The organism is Rhizobium sp. P1_C7 (assembly GCF_056406295.1).
Genome location: NZ_JBFUAL010000004.1, coordinates 219,282 through 239,240, shown reverse-complemented (window position 1 = coordinate 239,240; position 19,959 = coordinate 219,282). Strand labels below are relative to the sequence as shown.

The 19,959-nt window shown below is 60.8% G+C and carries 13 protein-coding genes and 1 pseudogene; 4 read left to right on the top strand and 10 right to left on the bottom strand.

What is annotated here, in order from left to right; genetic code table 11:
- Window positions 1-49 precede the first annotated feature (49 nt).
- Window positions 50-304: pseudogene (locus tag AC1D2R_RS07980) on the top strand (sterol desaturase family protein); the annotation flags it as partial.
- A 125-nt stretch (window positions 305-429) separates the two neighbouring features.
- Here AC1D2R_RS07980 and AC1D2R_RS07975 read toward each other — a convergent pair.
- Window positions 430-3,708 (bottom strand): DUF1217 domain-containing protein, encoded by a 3,279-nt coding sequence (locus AC1D2R_RS07975; RefSeq protein WP_477966487.1) that lies wholly within the window; start codon window positions 3,706-3,708, stop codon window positions 430-432.
- A 299-nt stretch (window positions 3,709-4,007) separates the two neighbouring features.
- Between AC1D2R_RS07975 and AC1D2R_RS07970 the strand changes: the two genes are divergently transcribed.
- Window positions 4,008-4,574 carry a DUF6101 family protein gene (locus AC1D2R_RS07970; protein WP_477966485.1) on the top strand — a complete coding sequence of 189 codons (567 nt, stop codon included), beginning with the start codon at window positions 4,008-4,010 and terminating at the stop codon, window positions 4,572-4,574.
- Between the two features lie 60 nt (window positions 4,575-4,634).
- Here AC1D2R_RS07970 and ubiA read toward each other — a convergent pair whose 3' ends face one another.
- From ubiA to AC1D2R_RS07950, 4 genes are all read right to left on the bottom strand, one after another.
- Window positions 4,635-5,594, bottom strand: a complete 960-nt coding sequence (ubiA, locus tag AC1D2R_RS07965; RefSeq protein ID WP_477966483.1) for a 4-hydroxybenzoate octaprenyltransferase — start codon at window positions 5,592-5,594, stop codon at window positions 4,635-4,637.
- A 94-nt stretch (window positions 5,595-5,688) separates the two neighbouring features.
- Entirely contained in the window at window positions 5,689-6,270 is a 582-nt protein-coding gene (locus AC1D2R_RS07960; RefSeq protein WP_477966481.1) for a histidine phosphatase family protein, read from the bottom strand.
- A gap of 59 nt (window positions 6,271-6,329) precedes the next feature.
- A complete protein-coding gene (locus tag AC1D2R_RS07955) occupies window positions 6,330-7,589 on the bottom strand; it encodes a class I SAM-dependent methyltransferase (protein WP_477966479.1) in 1,260 nt (419 codons plus the stop codon).
- Window positions 7,590-7,723: 134 nt separating this feature from the next.
- Window positions 7,724-10,033 (bottom strand): Tex family protein, encoded by a 2,310-nt coding sequence (locus tag AC1D2R_RS07950; protein WP_477966477.1) that lies wholly within the window; start codon window positions 10,031-10,033, stop codon window positions 7,724-7,726.
- 420 nt (window positions 10,034-10,453) lie between these two features.
- On the opposite strand from AC1D2R_RS07950, the gene glyS reads away from it, so the two are divergent.
- On the top strand, window positions 10,454-12,682 hold the full coding sequence (gene glyS, locus AC1D2R_RS07945; protein WP_477966475.1) for a glycine--tRNA ligase subunit beta: 2,229 nt from the start codon (window positions 10,454-10,456) through the stop codon (window positions 12,680-12,682).
- Between the two features lie 19 nt (window positions 12,683-12,701).
- Here the strand turns inward: glyS and AC1D2R_RS07940 are convergent, their stop codons facing one another.
- The gene (locus tag AC1D2R_RS07940; RefSeq protein WP_477966473.1) at window positions 12,702-13,142 is read right to left on the bottom strand and encodes a YqaA family protein; all 441 of its coding nucleotides are present in this window, start codon (window positions 13,140-13,142) and stop codon (window positions 12,702-12,704) included.
- A 158-nt stretch (window positions 13,143-13,300) separates the two neighbouring features.
- Between AC1D2R_RS07940 and AC1D2R_RS07935 the strand changes: the two genes are divergently transcribed.
- Window positions 13,301-13,822, top strand: coding sequence for a 2-thiouracil desulfurase family protein (locus tag AC1D2R_RS07935; protein ID WP_477966471.1), 522 nt, complete (start codon window positions 13,301-13,303; stop codon window positions 13,820-13,822).
- A gap of 92 nt (window positions 13,823-13,914) precedes the next feature.
- Here AC1D2R_RS07935 and AC1D2R_RS07930 read toward each other — a convergent pair whose 3' ends face one another.
- The 4 genes from AC1D2R_RS07930 to AC1D2R_RS07915 form a co-directional block, all read right to left on the bottom strand.
- A complete protein-coding gene (locus AC1D2R_RS07930; protein ID WP_477966469.1) occupies window positions 13,915-15,732 on the bottom strand; it encodes a methyl-accepting chemotaxis protein in 1,818 nt (605 codons plus the stop codon).
- Between the two features lie 342 nt (window positions 15,733-16,074).
- Window positions 16,075-16,539, bottom strand: coding sequence for a plant virulence effector HPE1-like domain-containing protein (locus AC1D2R_RS07925; RefSeq protein WP_477966467.1), 465 nt, complete (start codon window positions 16,537-16,539; stop codon window positions 16,075-16,077).
- Between the two features lie 105 nt (window positions 16,540-16,644).
- A complete protein-coding gene (gene purD / locus AC1D2R_RS07920) occupies window positions 16,645-17,916 on the bottom strand; it encodes a phosphoribosylamine--glycine ligase (RefSeq protein WP_477966465.1) in 1,272 nt (423 codons plus the stop codon).
- Window positions 17,917-18,006: 90 nt separating this feature from the next.
- Window positions 18,007-19,956 carry a DUF2207 domain-containing protein gene (locus tag AC1D2R_RS07915; protein WP_477966463.1) on the bottom strand — a complete coding sequence of 650 codons (1,950 nt, stop codon included), beginning with the start codon at window positions 19,954-19,956 and terminating at the stop codon, window positions 18,007-18,009.
- Between the last annotated feature and the right edge of the window lie 3 nt (window positions 19,957-19,959).

Here is a 19,959-nt window from a genome sequence, read left to right as displayed (position 1 = left end):
TTGTCCGTGCAATGTTATTGCAATCTTCGCGCTTGAGAAGGGCTCGCACTATGTCTTCAGCACACCTCGCCTGCACCGATGGCACCACTCGATAAATCTCGAAGAGGGCAACAAGAACTACGGAGAAAACCTCGTCGTATGGGATCTGTTGCTTGGCACCTACTTTAACCCAGACCGTCCTTCTTCAACGAAGATCGGCATAAGTGGTACCGTTGCAACGAACTTTTGGGCAAAGTTGCGACAGCCCTTCACACGGAAGGGAACTCGGGAACTTCTCGGCAAGCGACCCAAGGTCGAGCGATAAGGACGTGAATCAGAGGTTACAGGTGATGGCAAATCCATCTCCGCGACCTCGACGGCAAAGCACAACCCCTCCGGCTGAGGGTCTCCACCGTTGCGACCGGCCTCTTTTCGGTCCTTTCAAGCGCCTTAGGACGCGCCGCCGTTGGTGAGGATGCTTAACGCCGCTGAGGTGCCGGTGTTGTTTTTCAGATCGTACATCGCGGTGAAACGCTTCAACAGCTTGTCAACCTTTTTGGGATCATGGAGATCATCGAGGTTCACGAACTTCTTGAGCAGTTCCACCTGCTTTTCGACATCCATGCCCGATAGGCTGGTGGGCAGGCTGAAGGTCGTGGTAATCACCTGAAACAGCGGCTTATCGCCAAGGATCGTGTAGAGGGAGGTGATATCGGGAGCTTTGCGGGCAAAATAAAGTGCCAGGCGAACGCCGTCGTTGCTTTGACCCTCCTGCATTTCGAGCGTCTGTTGGAGATAGTTCTGCTGGGTCCGGTCTTCTGCTCCCGTGTTCTGGATCGTGCCGATCTTGGCACGCGTGAGATCGCCATTCTTGTCGAAGTTGAAATCGGCGACAATCTCCTTGAAGATCGAGTCTGCCTTCGTGTTCAGGTAGCTCTTCTTGTCGGAGGGGTCCGAGGTGAAAATCTTCTTCAGCGTTTCCTCGTCGTATTTCTTCGGATCGAGGCCATTTGCCTTCAAGACGAAGCTGGTCAACTTGTCGTTCGACAGGAAGTCGTCGAGCGACTTCACGTCTGCAATGCCCGTTGCAAAATCATCGACGGCCTTGCTGACGTCCTTGGACGCCTTGTCCTTGAGGGCGCCGTCGCTCATTCCCATCAGCGCAAGCGATTTGTAGTCCGTCGCATATTTGGCAAGAACGGCCGGAGACAGCGCCTGCACTTCAGCGGCTATCTTGCCATCGGATCCGAAATTGAATGCCCGCACAAGATTGGTGATCCGATCGTCCTTGAGCGAGGCAACGTAGCCTTTCGGGTCGTAGGGATCGCTCTGTAGGAGCTTGCGCATCATCGAGCGCGGCACCTCCTGTTCCGTCAAGCCGTACGCGCGGAGTGCCACCTGATAAGGGTCGGGGAGCTTATCGTTCTTCTTGTCGACGTCGGCGGTTGCGTTCGTGCGCAGGAAATCATTGATCTTCTTTATGTTTCCGTCGGTCATGCGCTTCTTGTAATTGGCAACGGTATCGTCGATCGCCTTTTGCTGAGCGTCAGCATAGCCGGCTTCGTATGACGTGACCGTATCCATCAGCTGCGCGTTGGTCTGCGGGCCGGAGGTGGGTGCGGCCGAGCCGTCCGCGGCGAAGCCGAACGCCGCGTTGACGTCGCCGAAACCGTTCGCTGCGGCGAAGGTAGGGTCCGTCAGAATGCTTTTCAGGTCCGCATCGCTGGTATTGGCCGGCATCCCGTAGACGGATTTAAGTACGCTTGTCAGCTTTTGGTCGGAGATCAGCTGATCGACGTTCGAGACAGTGACAATCGTGTTCTGGAAGTAGTTCAACGTTTCCCTTGCCTGATTGCGTGTCAGCAGGGCCTGGCTTGTCGTCTGCGCCTTGAGGTCATCCGGAAGGCTGCCGTCGGCAAGAAAATTGAAGGCCGAATGAACATCGTCATAGCCAAGAAGGGTGGCATAGCTCGAGTCCGTCAGGATGCTCCTGAGGTCCGTATCGCTTAGAGTTGGCGACATGCCGAAGGCATTCTTGATATAGCTGGTCAGGCCGGAATTCGCGATCAGGTCATCGACGTTGGTAACCTTGACGATGTTGGCCTGGTAGTAGCTGTCCCCTCCCGCGGCCCTGTCGGCCATGGCGGACATCTGTTGCGATGTCTGGGCGTCGTAGGATGCGGCAATTCCGCCCGTGGCTGTGAAATTGAAGGCGTCGTGCAGGCTGCTGAAGCCCATCGTGGCCGCGGCGCTAGCATCAGTCAGGACCGTCTTCAGGTCGGAATCGCTCGTCGCAGACGAAACGCCGTAAGCGTTTCGCAGATAGCTGTTAATGCGTGTGTCGGCAAGCAGGTCGTCGACATTGCCGAAATCGCCTATGGTGCCGCTGAAGTAGGCGCCATTCGAGGCAACTTTCGTGAGCGTTGCGTTGAGCTGCGTGTCTGTCTGGACTTTCAGGCCGTTCAAGGTGCCATCAGCCTGAAAATTGAAGGCAGCATTGACATCGCTATGGCCGACACTGGTTGCATAGGCGGCATCCGTCAGAATGCTTCTCAGATCCGAATCGCTGAAATCCGGAGCCAGACCGTAGGCGTCCTTGATGTAGGCCATCGTCTTCTTGTCGGCCAGGAGATCATCGACCGTCGTGATGGACCCGCCGGCGATCTTGTTCGCATAGTCGCTGGACTTGGCAGTTCCCTGCGCCACGACGGCATCCGTTTGTGCTGCAGTCTGGGAACGTACCGTCGATCCAAGGGTGCCGTCCGACTTGAAGTTGAACGCCTGGTATACGGCATCGAAATCCAGAGACTGGGCGTAACTCCTGTCTGTGAGCACTTCTTTCAGCGCAGCATTGCTGAAATCGGCGCCCATGCCGAACGCTGTCTTGATATAGGAGGTCAGCCTTTCGTCGGACAGCAGATCATCGACGCTGGTGACCGCTCCGATTTTGGACAGGTAGTAGATCTTGTTGTAGTCGGCCGCGGCCTGCGTCACGACCGATGGAACAGTCAGCGTATACTGCTCCATGACCGCGCCCTTCTGCGTCGCAGTCTGAGCCACACCCGTCACGGTGCCGTCGGCGTTGAAGCCGAACTGCGCCGCCAGCGCCTTGTACTTGTCATTTCCGTTGGTATTCACGAAGCTTGCGGGATCGCTGAGGTCGCTAGTCAGCACCTGCGTCAGAAAGTCCTTGGAAACATACGTCGGATCGATGCCATAGGCCTTCAGGACGTACGTCCGAAGCCGGGTATTGCCAACGAGCTCGTTGACATTCTGAACGCTGTCGATGGCAGTGCCATAGTACTTGGTCTCGGCAGCTGCGTTCTTGCCCTCATCGGCAAACGATTGCGTATACAGGCCGATCAGATCGTCTTCCTGGGCATCGCTCTGCGCATCGGCGGCCGGCGCATGGAAATTGAACGCAGCGGCAAATTCCTTGTAACGCGAGTCCGACAGCTTGTTTGCGAAACTGTTGGCATCTGTCAGGTCGCTCTCGAGAACCTTCTTCATGAAGGCCTTGGCATAGGTCATGTCATCAAGACCGTAGGCCGTCATCGCGTAGCTGTAGAGGCGGTAGTTCCCGAGGAAGTCGTCTACGTCTTTGACCTTGTTGATGTTCTGCTCGTAGTATTCGGCATCGCGCTTGACGGTGGCCTGCGACGCGACACGGTCGAGGCTCTTCTGCATGTTCCCCGACACAATATTGTAGGCCATTGAAGCAGAGATCATAACACGCCCTTTTTCGGCAAAGTCTTTAAAGAATGACAGATCGGCACTGCGTCATTTTGCAATAAAAAGCTTACCCGAGACTTACCCTGGGGTTGTCGCAATCTGGCACACCGGCCGTTCACCCTCCGGAAACCTTGCTGCGTTCGCTTTTGATAACCATCCAGGCAGGCAAAGTTTTCTTAACCGAAATTTTTAAGCTGTCCGGAAGCGCCGGCGCCTATTGTCGAGCCATAGAGGGCGAAAAGCCCCGAGGAGAAGACCGGAAACCGGCTCTCAGGTAAGACAAGGGTAGAATGAACATGAGCAATACCGTTATGAAGCCCGCATGGGCTGGAACGACACTGCGTCTCGATCCGTCGCGCTTTCCCCAGCAGGTTAGCTACGCCATCCACGACTCCACAGCTGACGTCAGCATAACGATCGACGAACGCGGCGCCATTCTCCGCAAGGTCCTTCCTTCAAGCGGCCTGCCGCTTTCGATTGCGCTGCCGAAGCGGGCCTTCAAAGGCGTCGCTGCACGTGCCATCGACCACGGCAACGGCGAAGTCACCGTCACGCTCGAACTGCACCATGAAGACCCCGAGCTTTGCGTGCCGTTGCTGGTCGCCCACGACCTCTCCGACATCGCGGCCGACTGGCGCGGCTGGTCGGAAGCTTTCCGCATTCCCATGCTGATGGTCGAGGCCGATGGCGTTGCGCGTCCGCTGGAAGAACATCTCGGCGATCTGCGCACGAGCTCACTGAAGCCACGTCGCCGCCATTCCTACTTCGCCAATCGTCGTCCGCGATTTCTGGTACGCCGCTCGACCGGAACCCTCGGCGTTGCGATGAAGATCGAAGGCAAGGAAATCATCGCCCGCACATAAGTGGCGAACGCTTGCTGACAAAAGAGCCCGGCACATCCGCCGGGCTTTCCCGTTTTCAGCCTACGGCAAGGCAAAAAGCAGGGCGAGGAAAAGACCGGCGAAGATGATCAGGCCGACGCGGTTGTTCGATTTGAACAATGCGAGGCACTGATCGGCATCGTCGATATCCAGCGTCACGATCTGCCATGCGAACATGCCGGCAGCCACGAGCAGCCCGAAATAGGCGGCTAGGCCGACGCCCGACGCCAAGAAGGCCCAGAACGCGAGAACCAGGGTGAGGCCATAGAGCCCGATTAGCCACTGCCGCGTCTTGTCACCGAACAGCCGGGCGGTCGAACGGACGCCGATCAACTCGTCGTCCTCCTTGTCCTGATGCGCGTAGAGCGTGTCGTAGCCGATCGTCCAGACCACCGAGGCAAAATAGAGGAAAACCGGGGCAATGGAGAGACTGCCAAAGATGGCGGCCCAGCCCATCAGCGCGCCCCAGGAGAAGGCGAGACCCAGGAAAAACTGCGGCCAGTCGGTGAAGCGCTTGGCAAAGGGATAAAGCGCCACGATGCCCAGCGACGCGATACCGAGAAAGACGGCAAACCAGTTGAGCTGAAGAACGACGACGAGCCCGACCAACGCCTGCAGCACCATGAATATCTTTGCCTGTATCCGGGTCACCCGGCCTGAAGGAAGCGGGCGCGAGCGGGTCCGGGCAACTTCCATATCGATCTGGTGATCGACCAGATCGTTGTAGGTACAGCCTGCCCCGCGCATGGTGACGGAGCCGATGAAGTAGAGCAGGAGATGGAAGACCAGCTGCACGCCGGAAAACCGGCCGACATGGACCGCAGCGTTTGCCGCCATCGCCGCCGACCAGAAGCACGGCCACATCAAAAGCTGCCAGCCGATCGGCCTGTCCCAGCGCGCAAGCTGCGCATAGGGCCAAAGCCACGGGGGCAAAACCCGATAAACCCAGTTGTTCGAAGGCGCATCCGCAACGCGCCCGTTCATTCCGCCGATCTGCTGCATGCGGCCATCTAGCGACGAGCCGAGGGGCGGGTCAAGCTGTAGCTCCCGAACTCATCCACACTGCGTCAATCCGCGACAAACCAGCCGGGATGTCCTAACGCCCATTCCACCGTCGCATCACGGGCTCCGTCAAGTCATGCTCGTATCCGAGCACGCTAACGCTTGCGGTGTCCAAAATGAAACGCGCGCCATTTTCCGGCGGCAGACCGAGCCACCGTGCACCGAGGACACGCAGGAAATGCGAGCTGGAGAAAATCAGGATCGTGCTGTTTTCTTCGCGCAACTGCTCGATGATGTTGTCGGCCCTTGCACCGACCTCCGAAGCGACCTCCCCTTTCGGGCATCCGTCGCGGAAGAGCTGCCAGCCAGGGCGTCCGTCCAGAATTTCCTTCGTGGTGATGCCCTCATAGGCACCGTAGTCCCATTCCGCCAGATCGGGCTCGATCACCGCGTCGGCCCCAAATCCCGCAAGCCTGCAGGTGCTTCTGGCACGTTGCGACGGGCTCGACCAGACTGCCGAAAAGGATCGGCCCCGCAGGCTCGGCGCGAGGTTGCGGGCGGCCTCCTCTCCATTCGCCGTCAATGGAATGTCGCTGCGCCCGGTGTGCCGGCCGGAAAGGCTCCATTCCGTTTCACCGTGCCGGACGAGCCAGATCTCGGGCAATGCGATGCTCATGAAAATGCCCTTCCAAAATGAAGAAGGCGCGGTCGATGCCCCGCCCTGCGTTTTGTCGGTCAGAGAATAACCTTTTCCAGCGGTGGGCGGGTCAGCTCGAATTCCCTCAGCTTCGCCTCGTTCTCCGTAATGTAGTTGCGGTTATCAGGGGTCGAAAACTGGTTTTTGGAAATCTGGATCTGCATGATGAAAAGCTCGTCCCAGCGGAAGCCGATTTCCGATCCGGCCAGATAGAATTCCCACATGCGGAAGAAGCGCTCGTCATAAAGCGCGACCGCTTTCGCCTTGTTCGCCACGAAGCGCTCACGCCAATGGCGAAGCGTATGGGCGTAGTGCAGCGGCAGGATTTCGACATCCCTGACGAGCAGGCCGGCCTTCTCGATCGGCGGAAGCGTCTCGCCGATCGACGGGACATAGCCCTGGGGGAAAATATACTTCTCGATGAAGGCGTTGGTGGCAAAGCTCGGCTTCGGACGGGCGATGGAGTGCAGGAGCATGACGCCGTCATCGGCCAACAGTTCATGCACCTTCTTGAAGTACTTGTCGAAATTGCCGATGCCGACATGCTCGAACATACCGACAGAAACGATGCGGTCGAACGTCCTGCCAGTCATCGTGCGGTAGTCCTGCAGCTCAAAGCGGACGCGGTCGGCAAGGCCGCGCTTGCGTGCCCGCTCGCGCGAGATCTTCAGCTGCTCTTCGCTGAGCGTGATGCCGGTGAACTCGAGACCGGGCGTCGATTCCACCAGGTACATGCCCATCCCGCCCCAGCCGGAGCCGATTTCGAGAACCCTCTGGTTCGGCTCCAGCAGAAGCTTGGCGGCGATGTGGCGTTTCTTGGCACGCTGCGCCTCCTCAAGGCTGCTGCCGGGCGGATTGTAGTAGCCGCATGAGTATTGCCAGTCCTCGTCGAGGAAGAGCTCGAACAGACGCTCCGACAGATCGTAGTGGTGAGCGACGTTGCGCTTGTTGCGGTTGACCGGCAGTCGGCTTTTCACTTGCTGAATGGCGATACGTCCGATCAGAAGCGCCGCCATCGGGATGTCGAAAATCTCGTTGATGGTGTTCTGCTTCACCGTCGCCAGGAAATCGTAGATGTCGCCCTGTTCAAGAATGAACCGGCCGTCCATGTACATTTCGCCGAGTTTGAGGGTGGGGTCGCGGCGGATAAGCTTCTCCGCCTCCTCGTCGGCAATGCGCACGACAACCAGATCGCCGGTGCCGTCGCCGATCGCATGTGTTTCGCCATTGGCGAGCGTAAGCCTAAGATGACCCTTGCGGATGATTTTTTGTACAAGCGATAAGAACGTCGACGCCATACGTTAGGCCTCGCAATGTGACAGGATGCCCACTCAACTTAGTCGCTATCATCCGCCTTACAAGCGCCGTATTTCACACCCTGGCAACAAGGCTGCCAAAGTGTGACATTTCTGCAATTGTGGCGTCTAAACCTCTATTTTCGCTTCATGGCCTCGGCAAGCGCCGCGCCGAACGCTCCCTGCGTCTCCTGCTTGGCGGGTGCGGGGCGACGGTCGTTCTGGGCGCGAGGGGCCGGATTCCCGCGTGACTCTACCCGGGGCGCCGGCGCGGAAGAGCCATCGTCCCTGCGCATCGACAGCGCGATGCGCTTGCGCTTTGCATCGACCTCGACCACGCGCACCTTCACCACATCGCCCGCCTTCACGACTTCGTGGGGATCTTTGACGAAGCGGTCGGCAAGCTGCGAGACGTGGACCAGTCCGTCCTGGTGCACGCCGATGTCGACGAACGCGCCGAAGGCGGCGACGTTGGTGACCGTCCCTTCAAGCATCATGCCAGGGGTAAGGTCCGAGATCTCGTTGACGCCTTCGGCGAACGTTGCGGTCTTGAAGCTCGGGCGCGGATCGCGGCCGGGCTTTTCCAGCTCCGAGAGGATGTCCCTCACCGTCGGCAGACCGAACTTCTCATCGATGAATTGGCGCGGATCGAGGGCCTTCAGCGCAACGCTGTCGCCCATCAGCGAGCGCAGGTCGCGGCCGCAGGCGGCAACAATCTTCTTGGCCACACCATAGGCTTCCGGATGCACGGAGGACGCATCGAGCGGTTCCTTGCCATCACGGATGCGCAGGAAGCCGGCACATTGCTCGAATGTGCGCTGGCCGAGCCGGGCAACCTTCAGGAGATCGCGTCGAGTCTGGAAGCGCCCCTCTTCGTCACGATGCTTGACGATCGCTTCGGCAATCGATGCGCCGAGGCCTGAGACGCGCGACAGCAGCGGTGCCGAGGCGGTGTTGAGATCGACGCCGACAGCGTTCACAGCGTCTTCGACCACGGCATCGAGCGAGCGCGATAGCTTCTGCTGGTCGACGTCGTGCTGATATTGGCCGACGCCGATCGACTTCGGCTCGATCTTCACGAGTTCGGCCAGCGGATCCTGCAGCCGGCGGGCGATGGAAACAGCGCCGCGCAGCGACACATCGAGGTTCGGGAACTCGGCGGCAGCAGCGGCCGACGCGGAATAGACCGACGCGCCGGCTTCAGAGACGATCACCTTGGTTGGCTTGGCACCGGGCAACTCTGCCAGCATGTCCGCGACCAGCTTTTCCGTCTCGCGGCTGCCGGTGCCGTTGCCGATCGAGATCAGCTCGACATTGTGCTTGCGGATCAGCGAGGCAAGTTCCAGCTGGGCGCCGCGCACGTCGTTTCTCGGCTGGAACGGATAGACGGTGGAGGTGGCGACGACCTTGCCCGTGGCGTCGGTGACGGCGACCTTGACGCCGGTGCGGATGCCCGGATCGAGGCCCATCGTGGCACGAGAGCCTGCCGGTGCGGCGAGCAGTAGGTCCTTGAGGTTGCGGGCGAAAACGTGGATCGCCTCCTCCTCGGCGCGTTCGCGCAGCTCGCGCATCAGGTCGAGCGACAGCGACATCGAAAGCTTAACGCGCCAGGTCCAGCTTGCGACTTCCATCAGCCAGCGGTCGCCGGGGCAGCTGTTGCCGATCTCGCAGGCCGCAGCGATCATGCGTTCGACGGGCTTGTTCGGGGAGGCTGTCTCGGCATCCGCCTCGATGGTCAGCGTCAGCACTTCCTCGTTCCAGCCACGCAGCATGGCGAGCGCGCGGTGACCCGGCGCAGTCGCCCAGCGCTCAGAGTGATCGAAATAGTCTGAGAACTTCTCGCCTGCCGCCTGCTTGCCATCGACGACCTTGGCCTTCAGAAGTGCCGCACCGCGCAAATGGGCGCGGAGCCTACCGAGCAGATCGGCGTTTTCGGCAATTCCTTCGGCGACGATATCACGTGCGCCTTCCAGCGCCGTCTTCACATCGGGCACCTCAGCGCTGACATAGCTTTCCGCCAACGTCGCTGGCTCCTTCAAGCGGTCGGCAAGGATCGCTTCGGCGAGCGGCGCGAGGCCGCGTTCGCGGGCGATTTCGGCGCGCGTGCGCCGCTTCGGCTTGTAGGGCAGATAGAGATCTTCCAGTTCCGCCTTGGTGGCGGCGCCCGTGATCTTGCCCATCAGCTCTTCGGTCATCTTGCCCTGGCCGCTGATGGATTCGACGATCGTATCGCGGCGGGCTTCGAGCTCGCGCAGGTAGACGAGGCGCTCGGCCAGATTTCGAAGCTGCGTGTCGTCAAGTCCGCCGGTCACTTCCTTGCGGTAGCGGGCGATGAACGGCACCGTCGCACCCTCGTCGAGCAACTCGATCGCAGCCTTGGCCTGATCGGGCCGGGCGCTGATTTCGGAGCCAATGACGGCGGCAAGGGAGCGAAGATCGGCGGCCATGAGAATTCCTGCGTTCACAAAAGTTGGCGGACAATAGCGGCGAAAAGCGGCAAGGCAATGCCCAAGCCAGGTTTCCACAGCGGAAGGTTGGTGGGATTTGGGGTCGATGCTGTGCCAGAAGCCCCCTCATCCGCCTGCCGGCACCTTCTCCAAGGCGGGGAGAAGGGTCGTGCTGCGCCCGCCCTTTTCTTGTCAACCCCCCGCTCAAGATGAAGCAGAACCGTGCCACGATTGCCTTCCCCTCTCGGGGAGAAGGTGCCGGCAGGCGGATGAGGGCGCGACACGGCACCGGATTGCGCTACTTCCACCACCCTCTCCTGCTTTTTGCGGTTGTGCAGATGCGTCATTCTTTGGTAGCAGAGGCGACCGTTTTTAGACCCGCCTTGTGGCGCCTTCCCCGGAGAAGGCAAGGAAAGTGACATGCCAGACCTGCTCCTAGAACTCCGCTCCGAAGAGATCCCGGCCCGCTTGCAGCGCAAGGCTGCCGGCGACCTGAAGAAGCTCGTCACAGACGCGCTCGTGGAGGCAGGACTTTCATACGAGGGTGCGCGCGAATACTGGACGCCGCGCCGCTTGACGCTCGACATCCGCGGCCTTACCGCCCGCTCCGCCGACGTGCGCGAGGAGCGCAAGGGCCCGCGCACCGACGCCAACGAAAAGGCGATCGAAGGCTTCCTGCGCGGCGCCGGCCTTTCCTCGATTGCGGAGGCGCAGGTTCAGAGCGACCCGAAGAAGGGCGAGTTCTACGTTGCCGTCATCGCCAGGCCCGGCCGCAGCGCCGAAGAGATCATCGCCGGCACCATGCCCGGCATCATTCGCGATTTTCCGTGGCCGAAGCCGATGCGCTGGGGCAAGGCGTCGTCGCAGTCCGGCTCGCTGCGCTGGGTCCGCCCGCTGCAATCCATCGTCTGCATGTTCGGCACCGAGCATGAAGAGACGACGGTCATCCCGTTCGAAATCGGCGGCATCATCGCCTCCAACGTGACCTACGGCCACCGTTTCCATGCACCCGCCGCCATCACCGTCAAGCGCTTCGAAGATTACGTCGCCAGCCTCGAGAAGGCCAAGGTGATCCTCGACGCGGAGCGCCGCAAAGATATCATCCTGCACGACTCCCGCGACATCGCCTTTGCGAACGGGCTGGAACTGGTCGAGGACGAGGGGCTTCTCGAAGAGGTCTCCGGCCTCGTCGAATGGCCGCAGGTGCTGATGGGCAGCTTCGAAGAGGACTACCTCTCGATCCCGTCGGAGATCATCCGGCTGACGATCAAGACGAACCAGAAGTGCTTTGTGACCCGCAGACAGGGCGACGAAACGCTTTCCAACAACTTCATCCTAATCTCCAACATCGAAGCCAGCGATGGCGGCAAGGAAATCATCCACGGCAACGGCAAGGTCGTGCGCGCCCGTCTCTCTGACGCGCTGCACTTCTGGAAGCGCGACCAGGGCGATATGCCCGATCTGCAAACGCTCGGAGCGTCGGCCGCCAAGTTCGGTCTCGACCTGAAGAAGCCGCTCGACCAGCGCATGGCGAAGCTAGACGCGCTTGGCGTGACCTTCCACGCCATGCTCGGCACGCAAGGCGAGCGGGTGGAGCGCATCCGCGCCATGGCTGCGAAGGTCGCCTTTCCTGTCGGCGCAGACTACAAGCTTGTCGATCGGGCCGTCGTGCTCGCGAAGGCCGATCTGCGCACCGAGGCTGTCGGGGAATTCCCGGAACTGCAAGGCGTCATGGGGCGAAAATATGCGGTTCTGCAGGGCGAAGAGGCTGCGGTCTCGACCGCTATCGAAGATCACTACAAGCCGCAGGGACCGTCCGATCAGGTGCCTGAGGACAAGATTGCGATCACCGTCGCATTGGCCGACAAGCTGGATACCCTCATCGGTTTCTGGGCCGTCGACGAGAAGCCGACCGGCTCGAAGGATCCCTTTGCGCTGCGCCGCGCAGCACTCGGCGTCATCCGCATCCTCCTTGAGCGGCGCGTCCGCCTGACGCTGCTGCCGCGCATCGAAAGCCACATGGGCCGCATCGATGCCGATATCGCAGCAAAACATAACGCCAAAGAAGCAAAGCAAGGCGGAGACTATCTCACCACTCACGGCCTGGCAGGCGTTGGCCTGTCCCGTCAGCTCGACCTCCTGTCTTTCTTCCACGACCGCCTGAAGGTCTACCTGCGCGACCAGGGCGCTCGCTACGACCTCATCGATGCCGTGCTGACCCCCGAGACAGACGACCTGCTGATGGTCGCCCGCCGCGTCGAGGCGTTGACCGCTTTCATCACCTCGGAGGACGGCAAGAACCTTTTGGCCGGCACCAAGCGCGCGACGCAGCTGCTGACGGCCGAAGAGAAGAAGGGCACCGTGGTCGCCGATGGAGTATCCGAACCCCTGCTGAAGCTCGATGCCGAAAAGGAGCTCTTTGCGGCGATCACCAAGGCCTCCGCCGAGGCTTCGGAGGCGACTGCCAAGGAGGACTTCCGTACTGCGATGGAAGCGCTTTCAAAGCTGCGTGCACCGGTCGATCGTTTCTTCACCGACGTGCTGGTCAACGACGAGGATGCGGCGATCCGAGCCAACCGCCTGGCGCTGCTGCGCCTCATCCGGGAGGCGACGGGCACGGTCGCGGACTTCTCGAAGATCTCGGGCTGATTGATACCATCGTCGGGCGTCAGCCCGCAACGCCTGCTGTGGCGAATGCTAGGACCGCGTAACGCGCGGTCTTGGCAATGGTAACGAGCAGGAGGAAGGTTGGAAACGGCTCCTTGAGCACGCCCGCCACGACGGTAATGGGATCACCCACTATCGGCAGCCAACTTGCCAGCAACGACCACTTGCCGTAGCGGCGATACCAGCGCTGCGCTCTATCCAGCGCATCCGCGCCGACGGGAAACCACTGCCTCTCGCGGAAGCGCTCTATGCCGATCCCAAGCAGCCAGTTGAGCACGGAACCCAGCACATTTCCCGCGCTGGCGACCGCGACCAGCAGCACGACGGAATACTCCCCGGTCAGGACGAGACCGACAAGCCCGGCCTCCGATTGCATTGGGAATATCGTCGCTGCGATCAAAGAGATCGCAAACAGCCCGGCGTAGATCGCAAGAGCGGTCATGGCTTCACCGACAGTGCTGCGAGCTTACATCGGCGCGTTTTCAAAATGGCGGGGGTCCTTCTGGCGGAGGGTCTTCTATAGCAGCGTCGACAATCGAAAGGCACGCTCCAGGACGCCACAGGCTGTAACTATCATGTCCAGCACGCTATTCCCAAGACATGAAGAAGATTCTCGTCAGCGCCTGTCTCATGGGCCATGCCGTTCGCTACGACGGCAAGTCGAAGCCGCTCGCGCATCCGGCCATCAACCGGTGGCGCGAGGAAGGGCGGCTGGTGACGATCTGTCCGGAAATGTCAGCCGGCATGCCGGTACCGCGGCCGCCGGCGGAAATCGCGGGCGGTGCAACGGGCGACGATGTGCTCTCGGGCGACGCGCGCGTTGTCGACATCACAGACGAGGACGTGACCGATGGATTCCGGCAAGCCGCAGAGAACGCCCTGCGGCTCGCCACGGAAACCGGCTGCGGCTATGCTCTGCTGATCGACGGCAGCCCTTCCTGCGGCTCAGGCTTCATCTATGACGGCTCGTTTTCGGGCGCGCGGCGGAGTGGGCAGGGCGTGACTGCGGCGCTGCTAAGGCAGGCGGGCATTGCCGTCTATTCCGACCGGGAGATCGACCGGCTGGCGGCGCGGCTTTCGGCGTGCGACGCAGCCGGTGACGCGAGTTCCGGATTGCTTTAGCGCGCTGCCGGCGACCGCATCCGTGCATCGCAACGAATACGGCCGCCGGATTGCTCCGGCGGCCGTATTTCGTTGTCTTAAGCTATGAGAGCTTATGCGGCGCGGCGCTTCTGGCCTGCGGTGTTATCCGACCCGCCGACGCGGAAGCCGCGGATCAGGTTCAGCCGCTCGTCGGTGTCGCTCGCGAGCGATTCGGCCGAAGCGGTAGTTTCCTCGGCCATGGCTGCGTTCTGTTGGGTTGCGGCGTCGAGCTGGTTGATCGAGGACGAAATCGACCGAAGCGTCGTATCCTGCTCGGAGGCGCTGTGGGCGATCTTCGTGACGATGTCGTTGGCAGCCTTGATCTGGTCCGAAATCCGCTTCAGCGCCTCGCCCGCCTCGCCGACCAAACGGACGCCGTGATCGACCTGATCGGACGAACGGGCAATCTGATCCTTGATCTCCTTGGCGGCAGCGGCGGAGCGCTGTGCCAGTTCGCGGACTTCCTGCGCGACGACAGCGAAACCCTTGCCCGATTCGCCGGCGCGGGCAGCTTCGACACCGGCGTTCAACGCCAGGAGGTTGGTCTGAAAGGCGATGTCGTCGATAACACCGATGATCTTGCCGATCTCGTCGGACGACTTCTCGATGCCGCTCATTGCCTCGATCGCCTGCGTGACCACTCCATCGCTCAGGGTTGCTTCCTTACTGACGGCGTGAACCCGCTTGCTGGCTTCATGGGCACCTTCAGCCGTATGGCGAACGGCCACGCTCAGCTGATCGAGGGCGGCCGAGGTTTCCTCCAGGCTGGCCGCCTGACGCTCGGTGCGCTGCGACAGATCGCTCGATGCGCGGCGGATTTCCTCCTTGCTGACGCTGATATCGCTACCCTTGGCGCTAACTTTCGACATAGCCACCTCGAGATGGGACAGGGCATCGTTGAAGTTGTCGCGCAGTGCCGCATAGTTCTGTCCGAGATCGCCGCAGCGAACGGTAAGGTCGCCGCGGGCGATCTGCTCAAGCGCCTGGCCGATCGTGGAGACGACGCGTGTCTGCGCGGTGGCTTCGTCGCGCTGAAGGCGCTGATTGTTTTCCCGCTCGCCGTCGAGCGCCATCTGCTGGGCGGCTTCGCGCTCCGACATCGCGTGCCGCTCCCTGACCTTCTCCTGCAGAGACTTGGTCGCCTTTGCCATCATGCCGATTTCGTTGTTCAGCTGGGCATGCGGAATGTCAGCGTTGACATTTTCGTCGGCGACCGCTTCCAACGCGTTGTGGACGTCCTGCAGGGGCCCGGTAATGCCCCGGATGAAATAGGTGCCGGCGGCGATACCGGCTGCAACAATGATGCCGCAGGCGATGAGCGCCTTCCAGATGGCCGCATTGATCTGCTTCTCGAGATCATCGAAATAGACGCCGCTCGACACGACGAGCTGCCAGGGTTCGAACGCAGCCGAATAGGCGCCCTTCTGGAAGCGCAGATCTTCCGGCTGGCCGGGCTTGCTCCAATAGTAGATCGTGCGGCCGCCGCCGGCCCTGCCCTTCTGGACCATGTCTTTGCTGAAATAGGTGCCCGTCTGATCAATCTGACCGCTCATGTCCTTGCCGATATTGACGGGGCTTGGATGGAACCTCTGGACGACGTTGTAATCATAGCCGAAAACATAACCGTTCGGTTCGAACTTGATCCTGGACAGAACCTTGAAAGCTTCGGCCTGCGCGGCCTCATGCGTCATCTCACCAGCTTTTTCGCGCTGGTTGTAGGTATCCAGGATGGAGATCGCGGACTCCACCTGCGTGCGCAGAAGGTCGAAGCGATCATCATAGATCGCCTGCGATGTGGTGCGGATCTGAAAATACGTGGCGACGGCGAATGCAGCCATCAGAACGCCGACAAGGGCAAAGAGCTGATGCGCGATCTTGAGTTTTTTCATGGGTGTCTCGCAAGTGGGAGTGAAAGGGCAACTCCGGATCGGGGACTCCCGACCTGCGCGCTGTCGTGCGCGTTACGACCGCAATCATGCGCCCTCCGGCATAGTGCTAAAATTATTGAGAAGGACTGAATGATCTTTTAAGAACTTCACCAAGACGAGCTCGCCGCGGCTATCAGAAATAACCGGTGTATTATTGTAAATGCTTGTCTCGCAATGATTTCGCGATTTCGCGCTGAAATAGAAAATGCGCCCCTGCTTCTCTTCAGGGACGCATTTTGTCCACCTCAAGGGTGGAACCCCGATCGACCGAAACTTTGGGCGGAAGGGGCAGGGAACTTCGGATCAGGGTCGCAACTCGAAAGAGGAAACGTCCAGCGGCGCGATTGGTTCCACCGCGGGACCGGCAACCCCTGCGGCAACAGGCTTGGCATCGCCGCTGAGTACGGCGGACGTGGTTGCGGCGAGATCGACGCCATCGGGCGTCGGCGTTGCTGCAGTCATTGTTTCGGTCGGGGCTTTGGTCACAAAAACGATGGGCGAACCACCCATCCAGGATTCCGTGCGGTACAGTTTCTTTTCGCCGCCCACGTCGCGGATCTGCGACTGCTGAAACGTGCCGTCAGCAAGCGTGGGAACCACGTAGTCCCTCTTGACCTGGGCGACCTGAAGCGGCGGGCAGGTCTGGCAGTGCTTTACTAGAATGCTGCCGCTATCGGTTTGCGCATTCGACCCAACCACCTCGAGCGAGGATGCCAGGGCGGAACTCGCCACGAACACGCAGACTGCACCGAGGAAGATTTGACGCATGGAACCACTCCGTCTCACGATGAGAGCAGAATTAGCGCAGCTTTATTTCCATCCTGTCAGGGGAAAGGGTAAAAATTTAGAGAACTGACCCGATTTCGCTTCGGATCAGGATTTTTCGCGCTCGATCGCGCGCCAGCCGATGTCGCGGCGACAGAAGCCATTGTCCCAGTCCACCTTGTCCAGCAGGGTATAGGCGTGGTCCTGGGCCTCGCCAACTGTCTTTCCCGTTGCCGTGACGTTCAGAACGCGGCCGCCGGTGGCAACCAACGCGCCGTCTTGCAAAGCCGTGCCGGCATGAAACACCTTGGCGCCCTCTCCGGCATCCGGGATGTGGCGGATCGGAGTGTTCTTGTCATAAGTGCCGGGATATCCATTCGAGGCCATGACAACGGTCAGGGCCGGATCGTCGCTCCATTCCGCGGCAACCTGATCCAGTGTGCCGTTGGCGGTGGCAAGCAGAATCGGCAGCAAGTCGCTCTTCAGCCGCATCATCAGCACCTGGCATTCCGGATCGCCGAAGCGGACATTGTATTCGATGAGCTCGGGGCCCTTCTCTGTGATCATGAGGCCGGCGAAGAAGACGCCCGAAAAAGGATAGCCACTTTCGGCCATGCCGCGCATGGTCGGCTCGATAATTTCCTTCATCGTGCGTTGCACCATTTCAGGCGTCATGACGGGCGCCGGAGAATAGGCGCCCATGCCGCCGGTGTTCGGACCGGTATCGCCCTCGCCCACCCGCTTGTGATCCTGGGCGGTGGCGAGCGCCAGCGCGTGCCTGCCGTCGCAGAGGCAGAAAAAACTTGCTTCCTCGCCATCGAGATAGGCTTCGACAACGACCTCGGCACCGGCTGCGCCGAACGCGCCTTCGAAGCAATCGTCCACGGCAGCAAGGGCCTCGTCGACAGTCACCGCAACGGTGACGCCCTTGCCGGCGGCAAGGCCATCCGCCTTGACGACGATAGGGGCGCCCTGCTGCCTGATATAAGCCTTGGCCTTCGGTGCGTTGTTGAAGCGCTGGTAGGCGCCGGTCGGAATGTCGTAGCGGGCGCAGATGTCCTTGGTGAAACCTTTGGAGCCTTCCAGCTGGGCAGCAGCGGCGGAGGGACCGAAGACCGCAAAACCTGCCGTACGCAGCCGGTCGGCGAGGCCCGCGACGAGCGGCGCTTCCGGACCGACGACGATGAAGTCGATCGCCTTTTCCTTGCAGAAGGCGATGACGGCGTAATGGTCATCGACATCGACGGCGACCAGTTTCGCATGATCGGCGATGCCGGGATTGCCGGGCGCAGCGTAGAATTCCGTCATCAACGGCGACTGCGCCATTTTCCAGGCGAGAGCGTGTTCGCGTCCGCCCGATCCGATCAACAGAACCTTCATGCCCGTCCCTTTCGCGTTTCCGTCTGGCGGTTAAGGGGAGAGAGGAGAAAGGTCAAGCGAGAATGCTTGCCCGGGGCCGAGCGCAAGTGCTTACCAGCCCCCGCCACCGCCGCCGCCACCGCCGCCGCCGGAGAAGCCGCCACCGCCGCCACTCCCCCCGGAGAAGCCAGAGGATGAACTGGGCGGCGGGCTCGGAAGCGTCGAGGCGATGGTCGAGGCCATCGAGGAGGAGAAACCGCCGATTCGATCGGAGAAACTGCCACCGCTGAAGTTTCCGGAATACCAGCCCGGATGATAGGCAGCGGCACCGGCCACACCTGCGGCCGCTGCCGCGAGCCAGACTTCGAATGTCTGGCTCCAGGGTTTCTCGACACCCAGCGCGACGGCATAGGGCAGCAGCTTTTCGAAATGCTGCGGCGACATTGCGGGCGCGCCCGCCATGTTCATGCGGTCCTTCTCGGCGAGCGTCAGATACTGGCGCAGGCCGTCTATGCCATCGGTGAGCTTCGCGCCGAGCGGGGTCGGGGCGCCCATGATGAAGACATAGAGCACGTTCAGGAGCACGATACCGCCAATTGCAAACAGCATCGGCGTCTCATGAAATTCCACCAGCGACGAGAAAAGCGCCAGAGCCAGCGACGAGAGGATGCTGAAGCCGACGAAGGCCGCGATCGCGATCGCAATCACCGCAACGATCTTGCCGCCCAGCGACTGGCCCGGGCGGAGCGATTTCGCGAAACCTCCAATGAAAACGGAAACAAAGACGGTCACCACGATCGGGATGATCATCAGGGCGATTGTTTCGGGTTCCAAAGTCCCGAAGACGAAGAGGGCGACGAGCGAAACGGCGCTCAGAACGAGGCCGCCTGCGGTATAGCCAGAATTGGAATTGTAGTATTTGCCGCGATGCTCGCGCTCGATGGCAGAGCGAAAACCGTCGCCGACGGACTTGACGCGTTCGCCGTTCGCCTTGTCGATCGTCAGCGAGCCCTTGCTGCCCACGGCGTTGAGCAGGCTCGCTTCGCCGGCTTCGAGCTTCTCCTTGCCTACCGGCTTTTCGGTCCGGCGGATGACGATCGATTGCTTGAGATCCTCCAGAACGACATAGCCGCGCACCGCGAGATTGAGCGCCGTGGCCGACAGCGCAATCCAGCCTTGGCCGGAGAAGCCGCGATTGTCGATATAGTTCACCAGCGCCGGCGAAATGCTTTCGGGCGGATCCCAACGCGGCACGACAACGCCGCGTGCCGGATCGCGGCCGACTTTCAGCCAGGATCGGGTGTAGTAGAGAAAGACTAGGATCACCCCGCCGAAGCCGATGAAATAGTCGCGGTTGTCGCTTAGCCACCAGCGTTGTGCATCGCTCGAGCTCGGCGGCTCAATCGATCCCTTCGCCATCTTGACCGCAATCGTCAGCCCCTCGCCGGCATCCAGCGGCTGGGTGGTCGAAAACAGTAGGCGATCGCCGCTTGTCGACACGCGCGCGTTTGAATCAGTTGCGCCGAATGCCCCGGTGAAGAAAGCCGTGTCCGTCGCCGTCACGCCCTGGGGCAAAGTCACGGCTGCGGTCGCCGACAGGATCGGAAAGATCCAGCCGTTGCCCGTGACGTTCCAATAAAGCTCGTCATGCTCGGCGAAATAGCGGATCTGGCGGTTGGTACGGTAGGTGATGACGTATTGGTGCCGGCCGTCGCTCAGCATCACGTCTTCCGTGCCCGCATAAATGCGAATGCCGCCCGAAATGGACTCGGTGTGCCAGGGCTCGTCGCGGCCGTCGCGCGTGATCGAGACCACATCGAAATCGACACGGATGGTACGGCCGTTGGCATCCTTCAGCGTCAGCGGAAAATCGCGATAGATGCCACGCCGGATGCGGTTGCCCTCGGCATTGGCGGTGATCGTCTCCGTCACCGTCATCGCGCCGCTCCTGTCCAGCACGATGTCGGAGGCAAAGGAGTTGATGACCTCAGCCGCGAAGGACGAGCCCGCGGCAAGCGTCAGAAGCAGAACGAAGCACAGGCCGAAAAGCCGCCGGATCATCTT

Bases quoted from the DNA above. Each gene is read 5' to 3' on its own strand.
- AC1D2R_RS07930 (WP_477966469.1), bottom strand. From the start codon at position 15,732: ATGAAAAAACTCAAGATCGCGCATCAGCTCTTTGCCCTTGTCGGCGTT.
- AC1D2R_RS07940 (WP_477966473.1), bottom strand. From the start codon at position 13,142: ATGACCGCTCTTGCGATCTACGCCGGGCTGTTTGCGATCTCTTTGATC.
- AC1D2R_RS07935 (WP_477966471.1), top strand. From the start codon at position 13,301: ATGAAGAAGATTCTCGTCAGCGCCTGTCTCATGGGCCATGCCGTTCGC.
- AC1D2R_RS07915 (WP_477966463.1), bottom strand. From the start codon at position 19,956: ATGATCCGGCGGCTTTTCGGCCTGTGCTTCGTTCTGCTTCTGACGCTT.
- ubiA (WP_477966483.1), bottom strand. From the start codon at position 5,594: ATGCAGCAGATCGGCGGAATGAACGGGCGCGTTGCGGATGCGCCTTCG.
- AC1D2R_RS07955 (WP_477966479.1), bottom strand. From the start codon at position 7,589: ATGGCGTCGACGTTCTTATCGCTTGTACAAAAAATCATCCGCAAGGGT.
- purD (WP_477966465.1), bottom strand. From the start codon at position 17,916: ATGAAGGTTCTGTTGATCGGATCGGGCGGACGCGAACACGCTCTCGCC.
- AC1D2R_RS07975 (WP_477966487.1), bottom strand. From the start codon at position 3,708: ATGATCTCTGCTTCAATGGCCTACAATATTGTGTCGGGGAACATGCAG.
- glyS (WP_477966475.1), top strand. From the start codon at position 10,454: ATGCCAGACCTGCTCCTAGAACTCCGCTCCGAAGAGATCCCGGCCCGC.
- AC1D2R_RS07925 (WP_477966467.1), bottom strand. From the start codon at position 16,539: ATGCGTCAAATCTTCCTCGGTGCAGTCTGCGTGTTCGTGGCGAGTTCC.
- AC1D2R_RS07970 (WP_477966485.1), top strand. From the start codon at position 4,008: ATGAGCAATACCGTTATGAAGCCCGCATGGGCTGGAACGACACTGCGT.
- AC1D2R_RS07950 (WP_477966477.1), bottom strand. From the start codon at position 10,033: ATGGCCGCCGATCTTCGCTCCCTTGCCGCCGTCATTGGCTCCGAAATC.
- AC1D2R_RS07960 (WP_477966481.1), bottom strand. From the start codon at position 6,270: ATGAGCATCGCATTGCCCGAGATCTGGCTCGTCCGGCACGGTGAAACG.